Genomic DNA, 16,680 nt, shown 5'->3' on the forward strand with positions numbered 1-16,680 from the left:
GCATGGCGCTCAAGCAGGCGATGCTCGATGCCGCCAAGCCTTATTTGATGCGCATCGTCGGGCCCAATTGCCTGGGTATCCTGGCGCCGCACATGGGCATCAACGCCAGTTTCGCGCATCTCACGCCTGCCAAGGGCGATGTCGCCTTCGTGACCCAGTCCGGCGCGGTGGCGACGTCCATTCTCGACTGGGCCTCGGCGCGCGGCATCGGCTTTTCGCACGTCGTCTCGCTGGGGGCGATGAGCGATGTCGATTTCGGCGACATGCTCGACTACCTGGCCCTGGACCCCAAGACCCGCTCGATCCTGCTCTACGTCGAGGCGGTGACCGAGGTGCGCAAGTTTCTCTCGGCGGCGCGCATGGCCTCGCGCAACAAGCCCGTGGTGGTGGTCAAGGCCGGTCGCAGCGCGGCGGGGGCCAAGGCGGCGCTGTCGCACACCGGGGCGTTGGCCGGGGCGGATGCCGTCTACGACGCGGCGTTCCGGCGCGCGGGGATGCTCCGGGTGGCGACGCTGGACGAGCTGTTCCAGGCCGCTGGCACCCTGGCGACCGGCATCCGCGTGAAGGGCGACCGGCTGGCGATTCTCACCAATGGCGGCGGCATCGGCGTGCTGGCGGTGGACGCGCTGGCCGCCGCGAACGGTCACCTGGCCGAACTCTCCGAGACGACGCTGGCACGCCTGAACGAGGCGCTGCCCGAGGCGTGGTCGCATGCCAATCCCGTGGACATTCTGGGCGATGCGCCGGGGAGGCGCTACGCGCTCGCTCTCGAGGCGCTGCTCGATGAGCGCGGCGCGGATGCGATTCTGATCATGAACTGTCCGGCGGCGGTCGCCGATAGCCTGGACGCGGCCCGGGCGGTGGTCGAGACGCTCGGCACGCGGCAGGCGGCGGTGCTGACCTGCTGGCTGGGCGAGGGCGCGCCCGACGAGGCGCGGCATCTGTTCGCCGCGCAGCGCCTGCCCACCTACGAGACGCCGGAGCAGGCCATCCGGGCCTTCTCGCACCTGTTCAGCTACCGGCGCAACCAGCAGGCACTGATGGAAACGCCCCCGGCGCTGGCCGAAGCCGTCACTCTTGACCCCGCCAAGGCGGAGGCGGTCATCGACGGCGTGATCGCGGCTGGGCGTCGCGTGCTGACCGAGCCGGAGGCGGTGGCGGTGCTCGCGGCCTATGACATCCCCACGGTGCCCGCCATCGTGGCGCGGACCCCGGCGGAGGCCAGCCAAGCGGCGCAGCGGCTGGGCTTTCCGGTGGTGCTGAAGATCCTTTCGCCGGATATCTCGCATAAATCGGATGTGGGTGGGGTGCAGTTGAATCTGGCCTCGCCCGGCGCCGTGACGCAGGCCGCCGAGGACATGCTCGCGGCGGTACGGCGTGCCCAGCCCGAGGCCCGCGTGGAGGGCTTCAACGTGCAGCCGATGATCCGCCGGCCGGGGGCGCATGAGCTGATCGTGGGCGTCGCCGAAGACAGCCTCTTCGGGCCGGTGATCGTGTTCGGCCAGGGCGGCACGGCGGTCGAGGTCATCGGCGACCGGGTGGTGGGGCTGCCGCCGCTCAATCCACTGTTGGCGCGGGACATGATCGCCTCGACGCGCGTGGCGCGGTTGTTGCGCGGCTATCGGGACCGCCCGGCGGCCGATCTCGAGGCCGTGACCGCGACGCTCATCAAGGTCTCGCAACTGGTCAGCGACCTGACGCGCGTGGTCGAGCTCGACATCAATCCGCTGCTGACGGATGCCAGCGGGGTGATCGCCCTGGATGCGCGCATCGTGGTCCGCGCCGAGGGCGACCAGCGCAAGCCCCTGGCGATTCGGCCGTATCCGCAGCAGCTGGAGGAAGAGATCGAGACGCGGGCCGGGCAGCGTTACTGCCTGCGGCCCATTCGCCCCGAGGACGAGGGCGCGCTGGTCGAGATGCTGCGCAATTCCACGCCCGAGGATGTGCGGATGCGTTTCTTCGCGGCCATCAAGCCTTTCGATCATGCCTTCGCCGCGCGCCTGACGCAGATCGACTACGACCGCGAGATGGCCTTCGTGGCGACCTCGCCGGGGGAGTCGGCCATCGTCGGCGTGGTGCGGCTCTCCGCCGACCCCGACAAGGAAAAAGCCGAGTTCGCGATCATGGTCCGCAGCGACAAGAAGGGCACCGGCCTCGGCTATCGCCTGATGCAGCGGCTGCTCGCGTATGCCCGCGAGAACGGCATTCGCCAGGTCTTCGCCGATGTCCTGCGCGACAACCACCCCATGCGGCAGATGGCGGCGGCGCTGGGGTTCGTGACACAGCCCGCCGGCGACACCGTGGATGTCGTGACGCTGAGTCTCGATCTGACACGCTCCGGGCCGTAAAAGCACGATCCGAAGCCTTGTTCTCTGATAGGTATGAAGTCACGGGCAGGTAGGAAGTCACGGGCAGGTATGAAGTCACGGGCAGGGTATGAATTCATGAGTAGGACACGAAAAAAGGGGCCCGCAGGCCCCTTCCGTCTCTCGGCATGCCGGATGACGTTTACTGCGCGGTGATGGTCTCGGTTACCAGCTTGCCGTCCATCTTGATGGGGCCGTCTTCCTTGGCGCCGAGGGTGTACTCGAACACGCCGGGCTCCATGCCGCCTTCTTCGCTGTGGACCATCAACATCAGGTGATCGCCGGCACTGACGTCTTCGGTCAGCAACGCGGTGACGTCCATGTTCTCGCCTTCCTTGAGCGGGGCGTGACCGACCACGGGGCCGGGCTTCATGCTCTCGTCGGTGCGGTGGACCACCAGCCAGCCGTTGCTGTCCGCCGTGACCTTTTCCGCGGTGACCGTGCCGCCGGTGACGGATTGATCGTCGGCCCAGACCTGCGGATGCATGTCACCGTGCATTTCCGCCTGGGCCAGGGAGGCGCCGGCGAGCAGGGTGGCGGATACGAATGCACTTGCCATGAGCTTGGTCATCATTCTCTCCTTGAGTTCCGAGCACGCCCCATCTTGGGAAGTGGTTGAGATGGGCGTGCTCTTAGTTACGCAAGGAGCCCGGGTAAGGTTTCACCTCGACGCGAAAAAAATTCACAAATGCTGTGATACCGCGTCCCGGTCGGTGGGATATAGATAGCCGTGAATCGCGGAGCCCGTCGGCTGGCCGGTGGGGGAACCGCCTGGCGGCTCGATGCTGATGCCGAAGGTGGCCCGCTTGAGCAACTCGGAATCGTAGTCGCTCAGGGCGTCGGCCGGCAGGCTCAAGTCGTCGTTCAGCACGCCCACCGAGCGGGGCTTGGGCCCTAGTGCATCCGCCTTGATCCATAGCTGGTAGCTGCGGTCCGGCAGCGGCTTGGCGGTCACCGGGCGTACGTTGAGCCGGCGGCTGTCGAGGTCGACGGAAAGCATGAAGGCCGGCTGCTGGTCGTCCTGCTGGAACACGGCCACGAAGGGCGGTGCATCCGGCGTGTCGTCGAATGGCGCGATCATCACCACGGCGAGTATCAGCGCCGCGGCCGTGGCCAGGCCGGTACACCCGCGCCAGAAACCGAGGCGGCGGCGTAGCGCGATCACCTGGGTCGCGCCGTGGGTGTCGTCTTCCGACTTGGATTTTGTCTGAAAAGTCGCCTCGAGTTCGTCGATGCGACGCTCGATTCTTTCCAGCAGATCCGGCCCCGGGGCGATGGCCTCGACCTCGTTGCCGAGCGGGGCGAGACGCGCCTCCCAGGCGAGAATGCGCGCTTCCATGTCGGCGTCGTGCTGCCGGCGCTGGGCTACCTCGGCGCGTTCCTCGGCGTCGAGAGTGCCCAGTACGTACTCGGCGGCCAGCATGTCGATGTCGTCGTGGTCGGTCATGGTGCCAGGCACCCCTTGAGTTGCTTCAAGGCCCGATGGAGCCAGGTCTTGACGGTGTTCACCGGCTGCTCGAAATGCGTGGCCAGATCGGCGCGCGACCAGCCATCCAGGTACGCGAGGCGGACCATGTCCCGGCGCTCGGCCTCGAGCGCTTCCAGGCACGCATGCAGCCGCTTGGCGTCCTGCTCGTGCTCCAGGTGCTCACGGGCGCTGGGCTCATCGGCGGGCGTGTGGGCCAGCGCCTCTTCCGGCTCGTGCGGGGCCCGGGGCTGGCGACGCAGTTCGTCGATGGCGGCATGGCGGGCGATGGCGACCATCCAGGCAATGGGCGAGGCACGCGCGGCATCGAACTGCGCCGCCTTTTGCCAGATCGTGACGTAGGCCTCCTGAACCACGTCGTCGGCCCGGCCCCGCTCCTTCAAGATACGCAGTACCGTGCCATAGAGTTTCGCCGACGTGGCCGCGTACAACTGCGCGAAGGCACGTCGATCACGTCGGGTCACGCGCCGAAGTAGATCGTGCAGGTGGTCACTGGAGGTGGGGGACGTAGGCGAGGTATCGCCCAGGTGCGTCGAGGAGTGTCTTGAGGCATCGGACATACCGCGTTCCCTGTTGTCGTTATTGGGGCATCCTGCCAATGGCGCGTCTTGCCTCGGCGCCAACGCAAGGCAGTTTGCAAAACCCCAAGTGTCATTACAAGCAGGGCATGTGCGCCTATTGCTCGCGGTGGTGGCCAGCGAGGTGCGCCAGCTCGCCACACGCAGCGCCGACGCCGCCCGTGAGATCAAGTCGCTGATCGACAACGCCTCGAGCAAGATCCAGAGCGGCGCCGAGCTGGCGCGCAACGCGGGCACGGCGATGAACGAGATCGTCGATGGCGTGACACGCGTCACGGATGTGCTCAACGAGATCAGCGCCGCGACCAGTGAGCAGCGTGACGGCATCGGCCAGGTCAACGTAGCGGTGACCGATCTTGACAACATGACGCAGCAGAATGCCGCCATGGTCGAGGAAAGTGCCACTGCAGCCGCCGAGCTCAAGGCCCAGTCGCAGCGACTCGCCGAAACCGTTGGTGCCTTCACCCTGCGTGAGCGTCGCGATAGTGAAAGCCAGCCGGCTGCGTTGCCGAGTGCCTCTCGCACGAGTTGACGCGCGGGGAAAGAGAACCGGCCTGAGGCGGTTGTCCGGAATCTTTACCCAGGAAACACGATACAGTCCGGCCATGTGCCGGCCTTTTTGCTTCCAACATATTGTGGGTGAAAGTTTTGACCTCGCCCATGTGCGGGAGGTGTCCGAACGCCGGTGAGCCAAGCGAAAGCGTCAGCCCCCGTAGGTCGGATAAGCCGAAGGCGAATCCGACGCGATCAGGGCGTCGAGGCCAGACATCCCGCCTGAGTCGGGTGGGGCGCTGGCGTTATCGCCCCTACGCTTTCGGGGCTCGTCACGGCCGGGATCAATAGGGATCCATCGGTAGGCGGACCCGCTCGAGGTGCCGCGCTGGGCGGCACCTCGGTCTCCTGGGGAGCCTGCCCGGTGACCATTGAAGCATGGAAGTGGCTGACTTCCGTCCCGTGTTTCGAGGCTGTGGCCTGCGACAGCTGAAGATGCCGGTTCCGGGTGCTGATGGTCGAACCGCGTGCTTTCATTCTGCACAAGTGCTTCGCCACCTGGAGCGATGTTCGGGAGCGGGGCAAACGAGCTCGCGATGAGGATCAAGCTCGACTGGTAGCCACACTGCTAGCCAACGAACTGAACGACTTGCTGACGCGCGGGCCTGAAGGCCCTCGTCACGAAATGCCGCCGGACGTGTGTCCGGCGGTTTTTTGGTTCATCGCACTTTGCCGGGAAATGCGGCACAGATCATCGCGAACAAGTTCGCTCCCACAGCCCCTGTCAGTTAGCTTGTCCTTGTGGGAGGGAATTTATTCCCGATAGCGGTGAGCATGGTGGGGCCTTACCATTTCACGCTGATCTGCGAAGAACTTTTTGCTCGTGTCGTGCGTCGCAGTGGGGCTTCGAGCGCGAGCGACGAGTGTTACAGGGTCTGCCAGGGCGACGACGGTGCTTCCGAGAGTGCCTCGTTGATGAGTGATAGTGCTTTTTCTAGTGAGGCACGATTCTCGGGCGGTCCCAGACACAGTCGCAGTGCCTGTGGGGCCGGTTCGCTGCCCATGCAGAAGGGCTCGGGCGTGGAAACCTTGACGCCGCGCCTTGCGAGTAGCGTCTGCAATTCACTGCTGCGCCGTCCTGTCGGTAGTGGCAGCCATACTATCGACGAGCCCTCACGACTCATCGGCCCGTAGTCAGATAGGCGTGCCAGCGCCAGAGTGCGGCGGGCGGCAAGCTCATCGATCTGCCAGTGCAGTAGTTCTTGGCTTTCGGGATTCTCCATCCATCGGCAGGCTGTCTCGACCATCAGCGGTGCCACCATCCAGCTTTGGGTGCGGATTGCCGTTCCCAGACGCTCCAGTAGATGCGCCGGTACCGTGAGGCTGCCAATGCGTAGCCCGCCGGCCAGTACCTTGGAAGTGCTGAAGATATGCAGGGTGCGTTCTGGTGCCAGCGCGACCAGTGGCGTGCCACGCTCGGCCTCCGGGAGGTACTGCACGGCGTCCTCGATCAGCCAGATGTCGTGCTCGCTTGCCAGGTCCACCAGTCGCTCGCGACGTGCTTCGTCGAGCTGCGCACCGGTGGGATTGTTGAGGTCGGGAGTGGTGTAGAGCACGCGCGGCGGTTGGCGAGCGCATAGCCGGGCCAGAGCATCGACTTCCATGCCGTAGGCATCCATGGGTACTGCCAACGGACGTAAGTGGGCCTGCTGGGCGGCGGAGATGAAACCCGGGTAGGTAAGGGCATCACCCGCCACTAGGTCACCTGGCTGGCAGAGGACCTGCAATGCGAGCTGGATGCCGTGCTGCCCGCCTTGCGTAATCACCATGCGGCTCGGGTCGTCGGGTAGGCCGAGGCTACTTTGCCAGGCCGCGATGCGCGCTCGCTGGATCTCGTCGCCGGCTTCCGGCTGATACTCCGTGGCCGCCTGCAGGGACTGGGGGGAAGCGGTAATGCTCTCGAGTGCGTTTTGAAGACCTTTAGCGCGTAACGGATGGGGCGGCGGCAGGCTCATTCCCATATCGATCATGCCCTGATCGATAGGTTGCCCGGCACGAAAACTGGTGGGCGCTTCTCCGATGGCTTGGCGTACATAGGTACCGCTGCCCACTCGAGAGTCGACCCAGCCCTGGTGATGGGCCGTGGCGTAGGCGCGGGTGATGGTGCCGATAGTGACGCCTAGTCGATCGGCCAGGCGGCGTTGGGGCGGTAGCTTGTCGCCGGGTGCTAGGTCGCCGCTTTCTACGGCCTTGGCGATGGCCTCGGCGATGCGCCGGTAGCGTGGGCCGCCCTCGGGCAGTTCGGGTGTCCAAATTGTCATGGTAACAATAAAACCTTTGACGCTCTTATTGTACTCATTATGCTCACAAAATATGGCGATAATAAACCAATTTCAAAAAAATTGTGAGGGTACAATTTAAGATGAATACTCTGTCCGCTTTCGGGCCCGCCGCACTGTTCATGATCTCCATGACCATCACGCCAGGCCCCAATAACATGATGCTCACTGCCTCCGGGGCCAATTACGGATTCCGACGTACCTTGCCGCATCTATTGGGCATCATCGGTGGCTGCTTTGTGTTGTTTTCGTCGTTGGCCCTGGGGTTGGGTGTCGTGTTCGAGCGTTTCCCGCTGGTGCAAACGTCGCTGCGTGTCATCGGCAGTCTCTACCTGCTGTATCTGGCCTGGGGCATCGCAACGGCGCCACCGCCGTACTTCGACGCGAGTGAAGGACGACCACTGAGCTTTTGGCAAGCAGCCGCCTTCCAGTTCGCCAATCCCAAAGTCTGGGTGATGGGGTTGACGCTGATGGCGAGCTTTCTGCCCGAGAATGGCAACACCGTCGTCAACGCTCTCGTGCTGGCGGGGGTGGCCGAGCTCGTGGGGTTTCCCTGCATCGCGCTTTGGGCGGGATTCGGCACCGCTATCGGGCGCTGGCTCAAGGGCCCTCGCGCTTGGCGAGTGTTCAACGGGACCATGGGGGCGCTCACTGCGGCCTGCGTGATCTTTATCCTCGGCTGAGGAGCGCTTGCTCGCATTGCCACGCGACTCGCTCTTGCGACGGCGGCCTCTTATCACATGACGATTGCGTTGATGTGACGCATGGCGGAACTTCGCTCTTTGAACTAAAGTCGTATAAGTAGCCGTGAGTTACACACAACAAGCGAGACAGCAAATGTATCGGGAGGTTGGGAAATGATCACTCAGGAGGATGTCGAGTTGGCACGCAAGGCGCCATGGTTGGAAACGCCGCGTGTGGATGACACTACCCCTGAAAACAGCGCCTTGTTCACGATTGGCACCATCGTAGAGGCACGTGTACGCGAGGCGTCGCGACCGCTGCGTGAGGTCGTCGATGAGATGGCGCGACGTTTCGCGCCGTGGGGGCTTGATTCGCGCCTGGCGGAAACGGCCTATCGCTACGTGTATTGCTGGGGCTGATATTCCTTGTGGGCGCGGACGCCGATAAGCGTTGCATTAAGCGGCACCGCGCCCCACAATGCCGCGCTAGCGGAAGGGGAGTATTCCCGATGCGGGCCGCCTGGCCCGTAGCTTCGCGCTGTCATCGTCAGCACGGGCGCAACGCCCCGGTGATAGCGGCTCGGCATTAATGTCGAGTGGGAGAGACCTTCGGCAACGTTGACCGTTGACCGGAGGTAGACCTATGCACGTCCCCCTGTGGGTATGGCTGGCCACTGTGGCTGGCATCATCGCGCTGTTCGTTTTCGATTTCGTCTTCCACGTTCGCAAGCCGCATGAGCCGAGCTTCAAGGAAGCGGCGGCATGGTCGTGCGTATTCATCGCCATTGCCATTGCATTCGGTGCCGGGCTCTGGTGGGTATGGGGACCGCAGCGCGGCGCCGAGTACTTCGCCGGCTTTATCACCGAGAAGAGCCTCTCGGTAGATAATCTGTTCGTGTTCGTGATCATCATGGCCAAGTTCGCGGTGCCACGGGTGCATCAGCAGAAAGCGCTGTTGATCGGCATCGTCATCGCCTTGATCATGCGCGGCATCTTCATCGCCGTGGGCGCGGCGGCGATCCATCAATTCAGTTGGGTATTCTATATCTTCGGCGCCTTCCTGCTGTGGACGGCCTACAAGCTGGGTAAGGAAAGCTTCGAAGACAGCGACGAAGAAGAGGAATATCGCCCCAACCTGGTCGTGCGCCTGGCGCAGCGCTGGTTGCCCGTCACCAATGAATATCACGGTAAGCAGTTGCTGGCGAAAGTCGACGGCAAGCGTGTGGTGACGCCGCTTTTCATGGTGATCGTGGCACTGGGCTTTACCGATCTCTTGTTCGCCCTGGATTCCATCCCGGCCATCTATGGGCTGACGCGTGAGCCGTATATCGTCTTTACGACTAACGCCTTCGCCCTGTTGGGGCTGCTACAGCTTTATTTTCTACTCGGTGGCTTGCTGTCACGCCTGGTCTATCTGGGCCTGGGGCTATCGGTGATCCTGGCCTTCATCGGCGTCAAACTGGTGTTGGAAGCGTTGCACGAGAATACCCTGCCGTTCATCAACGGCGGGCATCCCATCGAGTCGATTCCCGAAATTCCCATCTGGCTATCGATGACCATCATCATTGGCGCGCTGATGGTCACTGGCGTGGCGAGCTTGATCAAGGATCGCCGCAACCGGGCGCGTGCCTGACGGTTCCCCAGGCCGCGTATGGCGGGGCGACGTCAGGAGGCGTCGCCCCCATACAGCCTGTGCAGCAAGTCGCGTAGATCGGCCATCGAGCGCGCGGGCTTGTCGTGGGACGGTTGCATTCCGCGCTGGAAGCCGTGCTTGAGTAGTGGCGCGATCAGGTCGGGGTCGCCACTAATGACGTGAATCGGCACCTCTTTGTTGGGCGTGGTACCGAGCATGCCCGGCGCGGCCTGATGATCGCCAAGCAGGATCAGCAGGGTCTCGTCGTCCACGTAACGCTCGGCGTATTCCCCGGCGACTGCCAGCGAATAAGCCAGCGCAGGGCCGTAGCGTTGTCGCATACCGGCGTTGTCCCCCCAGAGTTCGAGGAAGTTGCTGCCTTCGCCTTCCCAGCGCGCGAAGGCTTCGCCGTTGTCGAGCTCGTCCCAGGGCAGCGGTTCGAGTACCGGCACCCAAGGCGCATGGCTGCTGATCAGAGCCAGCTCGGCGAACAGCGGTTCGCGATGTTCGTGGCGTACCTGGTGCAGGCGATGCCAGACGAACTGATCGGGGATCGTCACCCAGCCCAGGCGCGGGCCGCGATAGTCGAGCCGCGCATCGTCGTGGATCTCGTCATAGCCCAGTCGTCGCCCCGCCGGCCAATCCCGGTAGATCGCCGGCATCATGGCGACGCTGGTATGCCCTGTGCGCTTGAAGTCGTCGATCAAGGTGACGCGCGGACTCTCGAGCAAGCGCGCGTAGCGTAGCGGTGAACTTACCCATAAGCCGCTGAGCACGCTGGCATGCGCCAGGCGTGACTGCCCGCCGAGTGTGGGCGAGGCAACCCGGCCACTGGCCACGCTGAGCCCGGCTTGTGCAAAGGCTTCGGCCATGGCGTCGAGGCGTGCGTTCACTGGGCCGGCGAAGGGGGCACGCTCGAGCGCGGCCATGCCGTAGGATTCCACGAACGCCAGAATGACATCGGTCTTGGCGAAGCCGGGCAAGGGCTGACCGCCCGGCGCATCGAGCGGAGATTTATGCGTCGACAGGCGTTCATCGAAATCGCGCAGCGACGCACGAGTCTCATAGGCGCGGGTGACCTGCTCGGTGAGCATCGTCATGCCGGGCGTGCCGAAGGTCGTCGTATCTCGCCATAGGCCGAGAAGCGCCAGCCCCACGCCGAACACCAGCGTGCCCCAGGCGCAGCGGCGAGGTGCGCCGTGGCGTGGCAGGCTCACCAGTAGGCGTCCCAAACCGAGCCCGATGACCAGCAGCGCCAGGAGCGTCGCGGCCACCAGTGCGATACTCACCGGTAGGCCCAGATTGTCGCGCAACAACTCCAGCAGGATCGGTACCTGCGAGGCATCGAGATAGAGATTGAGCGGCCGGCCCTGGATCTCCTGGGTGATCGCATCGCCCAACGCGCAAGCCAGCGCCAGCACGATCAGCACGGCACTGCCGTACGACAATAGCCGGCGCGCCAGGCGCTGCCGGGGCCATAGGCTTAGCGCACCGACCAGGATAAGGCCCTCCAACGCCAGCCAGGGCATGGCGGCGACGCCTAAGCGGGGGATTGCCGTAGCGATGAGCGCGGCATTGACGAGTAGCAGTGTCAGCCACCAGCGAACCATGGGCTTTCCTTGTCTGTATAGATCAAAAAGTATCTAAGGCCATTCCCACAAATAACTTCCTGGAATATTCGCGGTTCGTCACAATGCGGGCATCGTATCTTTTGTTAGGACACTGGCGGTATGCCATTCGATGCTTGGCTGACGCTGGCCATTGTGGCGGCGTCTTTTCTGTTGATGGCGACGAGTCGCCTCGGCCCAGATGTTATTCTCATGGGCGCGGTGATCGCGCTGTTCGGTGCTGGCGTCATCAATGCCGACGAGGCGCTGGCCGGCTTTTCCAACACGGGCCTTTTCACCGTGGCCTTCATGTACATCCTCGTGGCCAGCATACGCGAGACGGGCGGTATCGACTTGCTCATCCGCTACGTGCTGGGGCGTCCGCGCCACGAGCTGGGCGCTCAGGCGCGATTGCTGCTCCCTGTCTCGGCGACCAGCGCCTTTCTCAACAACACGCCGGTGGTGGCGACGTTTCTGCCGGCGGTGCTGAGTTGGAGTCGGCGTCTGCGCTTGCCAGCACATCGCTTGCTGATGCCGTTGAGTTTTGCCTCGATCCTCGGCGGTACCTGTTCGTTGCTCGGTACCAGCACCAATCTGGTGGTCGATGGCTTGCTCCGTGAGCGCTATCCCGAGCGTGCCTTGCATCTGTTCGATATCGCCTGGGTTGGCGTGCCCGTGGCGCTGGTGGGGCTGACGTATTTGATGTTGGTGGGGCGCTTTTTGTTGCCCAAGCGTCGCACGGCGACGGATGTCTTCGAGAATCCGCGCGAGTACACCATCGAGATGCAGGTCGATCCGCAAGGCCCCATCGTCGACAAGAGCGTCGAGGAGGCCGGGCTGCGTCATCTCGAGGGATTGTTTCTGGTCGAGATCGAGCGCGAGGGTAATGTCGTCTCGGTGGTGGGGCGCGGCGAGCGTCTCAAGGCCAATGACCGGTTGGTGTTCGCCGGGACTACGGAGGCGGCGGTGGAGCTGCAGCAGATTCGTGGTCTGCGACCCACCGGGCAGGGGCAGTCGAGCCTCAAGAAATCCTTCGCCGAGCGGCGCCTGGTCGAAGCGGTGGTCTCCGAACAGTGCCAGTTTTTGGGGCGACGTCTGCGCGAGGGGCATTTTCGTACCTTCTACGGTGCCTCGGTGCTGGCGGTGTGTCGCCATGGGGAGCGAGTATCCGGCAATCTGGGGCAGATCCAGCTACAACCGGCGGACGTGTTGCTCATGGAAGTACGCCCGGCGTTCATCGAGCGCCACCGCCAGTCGCGGGATTTTTTGTTGATCAGCGAACTCAACGGTCAGGCGCGCCCGCACCATGAACGGGCCTGGGTGGCGTGGAGCATCATGCTGGGCGTGGTCGCCCTGGCGGCGTTCGGCGTGTTGAGCCTGCTCAAGGCGGCAATGCTCGGCGCTGCCCTGGCGCTAATGACGGGCTGCTGCACGATTAGCGCGGCGCGGCGGGGGCTGGATACGCAAGTATTGCTGACCATCGCCGCTGCATTCGGTCTGGGGGCGGCGATGGAGAGTTCCGGCGCCGCCTCGGCCTTGGCCCAGGTCGCTTTGGCGCTCGCCGATGGCAACCCGTATTTGTTGCTGATCGGGACCTATCTGGTGGTGGCGCTTTTGACCGAGATCGTCACCAATAACGCGGCGGCGGTGATTAGCTTTCCCATCGTCACCGGCGCCGCGCAGCAACTGGGCGTGGATATCATGCCGTTCGTGATCGTGGTGATGTTCGCCGCCTCGGCTAGCTTTTTGACTCCTATCGGCTATCAGACCAACTTGATGGTTTATGGGCCCGGTGGGTATCGGTTCAGCGATTATCTGCGTGTCGGCGGCGGGCTAAGTGTGCTGGTCGGCGTGATGACGCTGGTACTGACCCCGATGGTCTGGCCGTTCTAGGTACTGTTCAGACGCGGTCTAGGCCGTGACGGCTAAACATCGTCGCCGGCATGGACAGCGCTGTGCGTTTTGCACATCCTGAGTCTTTGTGTCTTCGAATGCCTTTCAAGGAGCCGAGCCGATGGCCGATTCTTCGCCCCTGATCATCGAACCCCAGCACCGCACCGCCGATGCGACAGTGATTCTGTTGCATGGGCTGGGTGCCGATGGCCATGATTTCGAGCCGCTGGTGCCGGCATTGCCACTGGACGACTCGCTGGCGGTGCGCTTCATCCTGCCGCACGCGCCACGCCTGGCGGTGACAGTGAACGGCGGCATGGAGATGCCGGCGTGGTATGACATCCTCGACATGAACCTTGGCCGACGCATCGACGAAGCGCAGCTCAAGGCCTCGGCGGACAGAGTGCATGCGCTGATCGATGCCGAAATCGCCAAGGGTATCGATAGCCGCCGCATCGTCGTGGCCGGGTTCTCGCAGGGCGGGGCGGTGGCCTACCACGCGGCGTTGACGTATCCCCAGCCGCTGGCGGGCCTGTTGGCACTTTCGACCTATTTCGCCACGGCCGAGTCGATTCAGCCCAGCGAGGCCAATCGCGCGCTGCCCATCGAGGTACATCACGGTAGCTTCGATCCGGTGGTGCCCGAAACCTTGGGCCATGAGGGCGCCGAGCGGGCTGAGGCGCTGGGCTACGCGGTGAATTACCGTACCTACCCCATGCAGCATGCGCTGTGCCCCGAACAGATCGGTGATATCGGCCCCTGGCTGAATGCTCGTCTGGGCGCGAAGGAGGCATGATGCAGAGCATGGAAACGCCCGACCATGGCGACGGTATGCGTCTTTCCACGCCCGCCGCGAAGCGTAATCGCGAGCCTATTCTGGCGCTACTGCGCGAGGTGTTGCCGACCTCGGGTCGTGTCCTCGAGATTGCCAGCGGTAGTGGCGAGCATGGCGTGTATTTCGCGACGCACCTCCCTGCGCTCACTTGGCAGCCCAGTGACCCGAGCGAACGCGCCCGGCGCTCCATCGACGCCTGGCGGCGTCACGTGGGGCTGACGAACCTCGAGGCGCCGCTCGCGCTGGACGTCACCGAGCCTTGGCCCGATGAAGTCGGCGAGCCGTCGGCCATGCTCTGCATCAACATGTTGCATATTTCGCCATGGTCGGCGACTCAGGCGCTCTTGCGTGAGGCAGGGCGTCGCTTGCCGTTGGACGCTGTGTTGATCGTTTACGGCCCCTTTATGCGTGACGGTGAACATACTGCTGCGAGTAACGCGGCCTTCGATGCCGACCTGCGCCAGCGCGACTCAGCCTGGGGCATTCGTGCTCTGGAAGATGTCGAGGCCGAAGCCCGGCTAAACGGGCTTGCCTTGCAACGCGTCGACGAGTTGCCAGCGAACAACTTGGGCGTGGTCTTTCTGCGGCGCTAACGTTGCTTGGGCGCTAACGTTGCATAAGAAGTACCTGCGCTTGATTTCTCCGCTCTGGCCCCAAACACTGGGGATAGGCACATGGATAAATAGACACATGGATTGCGAGGGTCGCGGTGCGGCGCTCGTTCCGCCACGGCAGGATCATGGAGGAAAGGCGATGAACGAAGATTTTTCCGTCGAGTTGCGTTTGCCCAAGGGGTGCCCGAATTGCGGCAGTCACAAGGTGACGGTCTCCCAGGCGCAACAACCCGACGATATCGTGTTCTGCAGCTCGTGCAATACCGAGATCTGCGATTACCAGGCCGCCAAGAAAATGCTCGACGAGGTGCCGCGCAGCGAGAACGAGCAGCTCATCGAGGACGTGGTCAATAACCGCAAGCCCTCTTCTACCGAAGAGTAGCCTCACCACCGACATGGCGTGACCCTACGGTTACCACCAAGACGGTTATAAAGATCGTCTTAAGATGTAAAGTGATCGTCGTAAGCTCAAGAATGGTGTGAAGCGCGCGCCCCGGTCTTTTGACCGGGGCGCTCTGCGTTGAGAGGGATGAAAAGGAGGTTGCGTTATCGACGCGGTATCAGAGCAGTTCCTCGGCAGCGAGGGCGAGGCGTGAGCGTTCGACGCTTTTCAGCGTCACGTGGCCGGCATGCGGCCAGTCGCGGAAACGTTCCACGGCGTAGGCCATACCGCAGGTATTGGCGGTAAGGTAGGGCGTGTCGATCTGGCCAACGTTGCCCAGCAGTACCAGCTTGGTATTGCGCCCCGCCCGCGTAATCAGTGCCTTGAGCTGCTTGGGGGTGAAGTTCTGCGCCTCATCGATGATCAGGAAGGTGTCGCTTAGCGTGCGTCCGCGCATGAAGCTCGGCGAGCGGATTTGCACGCGGGAGCCGATCAACTGGCGGGTGGCGCCGTCGCTCCAGCTTGAGCTGCCGTGTTGTTCGTCGCGCAGCAGGTTGTCCATGTTGTCGTGGAAGGCGCCCATCCAGGGCGACATCTTTTCTTCCTCGGTGCCGGGGAGAAAGCCGATATCCTCGCCCATGGGGATCGGTGCGCGGGTGAAGACGATACGCTCGAAGTGTTTGCTATCGAGGGTTTGCTGGAAGGCCGCCGCCAGCGTCATGTAGGTCTTACCGGTCCCGGCGTTGCCGGCGATGGTGACCAGGTCGATCTCGGGGTCCATCAGCAGGTTGAGGGTGAAGTTCTGTCGGCTGTCGTGGGCATGCACGCCCCATACGCCGTCGTGATGGCGGTAGTTGGTCAGTAGTTGCAGCGTGGCGCGGTGCGGTGCGGTGCGAACGAGCGTACGATGGCCTCGAAATCGGCGCCATTGTCGCTGTCCGATACCAGCATGCCGACGTGCCAGTCCTTGGGCAGCTCGCCAGCAAGGTGATAGAAGGTGCCGTCTTCCGTGCGCTCGACATCGACCTCGACATCGAGCCGGTCCCACAGCCCTCGGCCTTCCACGCCGGCCTCGGCGTAGACTTTGGCGCCCTCGATCATGGCGTCGAGATCGTCGAAGGCGCGGTCGTTGAGGTAATCCTCCACCGGAACGTTCAGTGCCGCCGCCTTGACGCGCAGATTGATGTCCTTGGTGACCAGAATCACCGAAGCATCGGGACGTTCGTCACGCAGGCGGCAGGTTTCGGCGAGCAGACGGTTATCGGGGGAGTCGACCAACGGGTCGAGCGTCTTGAGGTCGGTGTAGCACAGGAAACGCAGGCGGCCGCTAGGGCCGTTGCTCACGGGTAATGGGATGCCCTCTTGAATTTGCTCGGGGGTGAAACGAGACGTCAGGTCGGAAAGCGTGCGGCTGATTTGCCGCGCGGTCTGGGCGATTTCACGAATCCCATTCTTGTGCTTATCGAGTTCCTCCAGCACCGTCATAGGGATGACGACATCATGTTCCTCGAAGTGGTACAGGGCTGCGGGGTCATGGATCAGGACATTGGTATCCAGCACGTAGAGCCGGGTCACTTTCTTGTCGAGTCTCACCATCGGGGGAAGCACTCCTTGGTTAACGGCTTCTCCGACCCTGACAGAATGGTGTTGCGCCCATGTGGCGCGCGACTCAAGTCTGTCAGCGTCGCCTGCGAAACAGTCCGGTCGAGGTGGGGTGTCGGGCATTCTCCTTTCGCGTGTCGTATGACGTAAGCATGGCCGAGCGACAAAAA

The 16,680-nt window shown here is 63.4% G+C and carries 15 protein-coding genes and 1 pseudogene; 10 read left to right on the forward strand and 6 right to left on the reverse strand.

The genetic code is table 11. The features are described 5' to 3' along the window. Positions 1-2,348: bifunctional acetate--CoA ligase family protein/GNAT family N-acetyltransferase (locus tag L1075_RS08220; protein ID WP_246941325.1), on the forward strand; the 2,348-nt coding region annotated here is incomplete at its 5' end. Between the two features lie 160 nt (positions 2,349-2,508). On the opposite strand, the gene L1075_RS08225 is transcribed toward L1075_RS08220, so the two are convergent. The 3 genes from L1075_RS08225 to L1075_RS08235 all read right to left on the reverse strand — a co-directional run bounded on the left by L1075_RS08225 (position 2,509) and on the right by L1075_RS08235 (position 4,412). After that, a complete protein-coding gene (locus L1075_RS08225) occupies positions 2,509-2,937 on the reverse strand; it encodes a DUF7282 domain-containing protein (RefSeq protein WP_246893880.1) in 429 nt (142 codons plus the stop codon). 111 nt (positions 2,938-3,048) lie between these two features. Continuing rightward, positions 3,049-3,813, reverse strand: coding sequence for an anti-sigma factor (locus L1075_RS08230; RefSeq protein WP_040244234.1), 765 nt, complete (start codon positions 3,811-3,813; stop codon positions 3,049-3,051). Next, on the reverse strand, positions 3,810-4,412 hold the full coding sequence (locus L1075_RS08235; protein WP_246941326.1) for a sigma-70 family RNA polymerase sigma factor: 603 nt from the start codon (positions 4,410-4,412) through the stop codon (positions 3,810-3,812). Before L1075_RS08235 ends, L1075_RS08230 begins: the two co-directional genes overlap by 4 nt. Positions 4,413-4,521: 109 nt before the next feature. Between L1075_RS08235 and L1075_RS08240 the strand changes: the two genes are divergently transcribed. Together L1075_RS08240 and L1075_RS15865 are read left to right on the forward strand one after the other, a co-directional pair. Beyond that, on the forward strand, positions 4,522-4,962 hold the full coding sequence (locus L1075_RS08240) for a methyl-accepting chemotaxis protein (RefSeq protein WP_378111856.1): 441 nt from the start codon (positions 4,522-4,524) through the stop codon (positions 4,960-4,962). 474 nt (positions 4,963-5,436) lie between these two features. Next, complete coding sequence (locus L1075_RS15865; RefSeq protein ID WP_378111860.1) at positions 5,437-5,748, forward strand: GSU2403 family nucleotidyltransferase fold protein; 312 nt, start codon at positions 5,437-5,439, stop codon at positions 5,746-5,748. Between the two features lie 100 nt (positions 5,749-5,848). Here the strand turns inward: L1075_RS15865 and L1075_RS08245 are convergent, their stop codons facing one another. Then, positions 5,849-7,243 (reverse strand): aminotransferase-like domain-containing protein, encoded by a 1,395-nt coding sequence (locus L1075_RS08245; RefSeq protein WP_246941327.1) that lies wholly within the window; start codon positions 7,241-7,243, stop codon positions 5,849-5,851. A gap of 101 nt (positions 7,244-7,344) precedes the next feature. Here L1075_RS08245 and L1075_RS08250 point away from each other — a divergent pair, with 101 nt between their 5' ends. From L1075_RS08250 to L1075_RS08260, 3 genes are all read left to right on the forward strand, one after another. Further along, positions 7,345-7,944, forward strand: a complete 600-nt coding sequence (locus L1075_RS08250) for a LysE family translocator (RefSeq protein WP_246941328.1) — start codon at positions 7,345-7,347, stop codon at positions 7,942-7,944. A gap of 174 nt (positions 7,945-8,118) precedes the next feature. Beyond that, entirely contained in the window at positions 8,119-8,364 is a 246-nt protein-coding gene (locus L1075_RS08255) for a hypothetical protein (RefSeq protein ID WP_246941329.1), read from the forward strand. A 223-nt stretch (positions 8,365-8,587) separates the two neighbouring features. Beyond that, complete coding sequence (locus tag L1075_RS08260) at positions 8,588-9,577, forward strand: TerC/Alx family metal homeostasis membrane protein (RefSeq protein WP_246941330.1); 990 nt, start codon at positions 8,588-8,590, stop codon at positions 9,575-9,577. Positions 9,578-9,609: 32 nt separating this feature from the next. Here L1075_RS08260 and L1075_RS08265 read toward each other — a convergent pair whose 3' ends face one another. After that, on the reverse strand, positions 9,610-11,187 hold the full coding sequence (locus L1075_RS08265) for an alkaline phosphatase family protein (RefSeq protein WP_246941331.1): 1,578 nt from the start codon (positions 11,185-11,187) through the stop codon (positions 9,610-9,612). A 120-nt stretch (positions 11,188-11,307) separates the two neighbouring features. Between L1075_RS08265 and L1075_RS08270 the strand changes: the two genes are divergently transcribed. From L1075_RS08270 to L1075_RS08285, 4 genes are all read left to right on the forward strand, one after another. Next, positions 11,308-13,077 carry an SLC13 family permease gene (locus L1075_RS08270; RefSeq protein ID WP_246941332.1) on the forward strand — a complete coding sequence of 590 codons (1,770 nt, stop codon included), beginning with the start codon at positions 11,308-11,310 and terminating at the stop codon, positions 13,075-13,077. 121 nt (positions 13,078-13,198) lie between these two features. Continuing rightward, positions 13,199-13,873 (forward strand): alpha/beta hydrolase, encoded by a 675-nt coding sequence (locus L1075_RS08275; RefSeq protein WP_040244217.1) that lies wholly within the window; start codon positions 13,199-13,201, stop codon positions 13,871-13,873. Beyond that, entirely contained in the window at positions 13,873-14,505 is a 633-nt protein-coding gene (locus L1075_RS08280; protein WP_052445123.1) for a DUF938 domain-containing protein, read from the forward strand. Before L1075_RS08275 ends, L1075_RS08280 begins: the two co-directional genes overlap by 1 nt. A 160-nt stretch (positions 14,506-14,665) precedes the next feature. Then, complete coding sequence (locus L1075_RS08285) at positions 14,666-14,908, forward strand: hypothetical protein (protein ID WP_040244215.1); 243 nt, start codon at positions 14,666-14,668, stop codon at positions 14,906-14,908. A gap of 178 nt (positions 14,909-15,086) precedes the next feature. Here the strand turns inward: L1075_RS08285 and L1075_RS15805 are convergent. Then, positions 15,087-16,504, reverse strand: a pseudogene (locus L1075_RS15805) (PhoH family protein). Between the last annotated feature and the right edge of the window lie 176 nt (positions 16,505-16,680).

The organism is Chromohalobacter beijerinckii (assembly GCF_023061185.1).
GTDB lineage: Bacteria > Pseudomonadota > Gammaproteobacteria > Pseudomonadales > Halomonadaceae > Chromohalobacter > Chromohalobacter beijerinckii.

Bases quoted from the DNA above. Each gene is read 5' to 3' on its own strand.
- L1075_RS08265 (WP_246941331.1), bottom strand. From the start codon at position 11,187: ATGGTTCGCTGGTGGCTGACACTGCTACTCGTCAATGCCGCGCTCATC.
- L1075_RS08255 (WP_246941329.1), top strand. From the start codon at position 8,119: ATGATCACTCAGGAGGATGTCGAGTTGGCACGCAAGGCGCCATGGTTG.
- L1075_RS08285 (WP_040244215.1), top strand. From the start codon at position 14,666: ATGAACGAAGATTTTTCCGTCGAGTTGCGTTTGCCCAAGGGGTGCCCG.
- L1075_RS08280 (WP_052445123.1), top strand. From the start codon at position 13,873: ATGCAGAGCATGGAAACGCCCGACCATGGCGACGGTATGCGTCTTTCC.
- L1075_RS15865 (WP_378111860.1), top strand. From the start codon at position 5,437: ATGGTCGAACCGCGTGCTTTCATTCTGCACAAGTGCTTCGCCACCTGG.
- L1075_RS08270 (WP_246941332.1), top strand. From the start codon at position 11,308: ATGCCATTCGATGCTTGGCTGACGCTGGCCATTGTGGCGGCGTCTTTT.
- L1075_RS08235 (WP_246941326.1), bottom strand. From the start codon at position 4,412: ATGTCCGATGCCTCAAGACACTCCTCGACGCACCTGGGCGATACCTCG.
- L1075_RS08230 (WP_040244234.1), bottom strand. From the start codon at position 3,813: ATGACCGACCACGACGACATCGACATGCTGGCCGCCGAGTACGTACTG.
- L1075_RS08250 (WP_246941328.1), top strand. From the start codon at position 7,345: ATGAATACTCTGTCCGCTTTCGGGCCCGCCGCACTGTTCATGATCTCC.
- L1075_RS08225 (WP_246893880.1), bottom strand. From the start codon at position 2,937: ATGACCAAGCTCATGGCAAGTGCATTCGTATCCGCCACCCTGCTCGCC.
- L1075_RS08275 (WP_040244217.1), top strand. From the start codon at position 13,199: ATGGCCGATTCTTCGCCCCTGATCATCGAACCCCAGCACCGCACCGCC.
- L1075_RS08260 (WP_246941330.1), top strand. From the start codon at position 8,588: ATGCACGTCCCCCTGTGGGTATGGCTGGCCACTGTGGCTGGCATCATC.
- L1075_RS08245 (WP_246941327.1), bottom strand. From the start codon at position 7,243: ATGACAATTTGGACACCCGAACTGCCCGAGGGCGGCCCACGCTACCGG.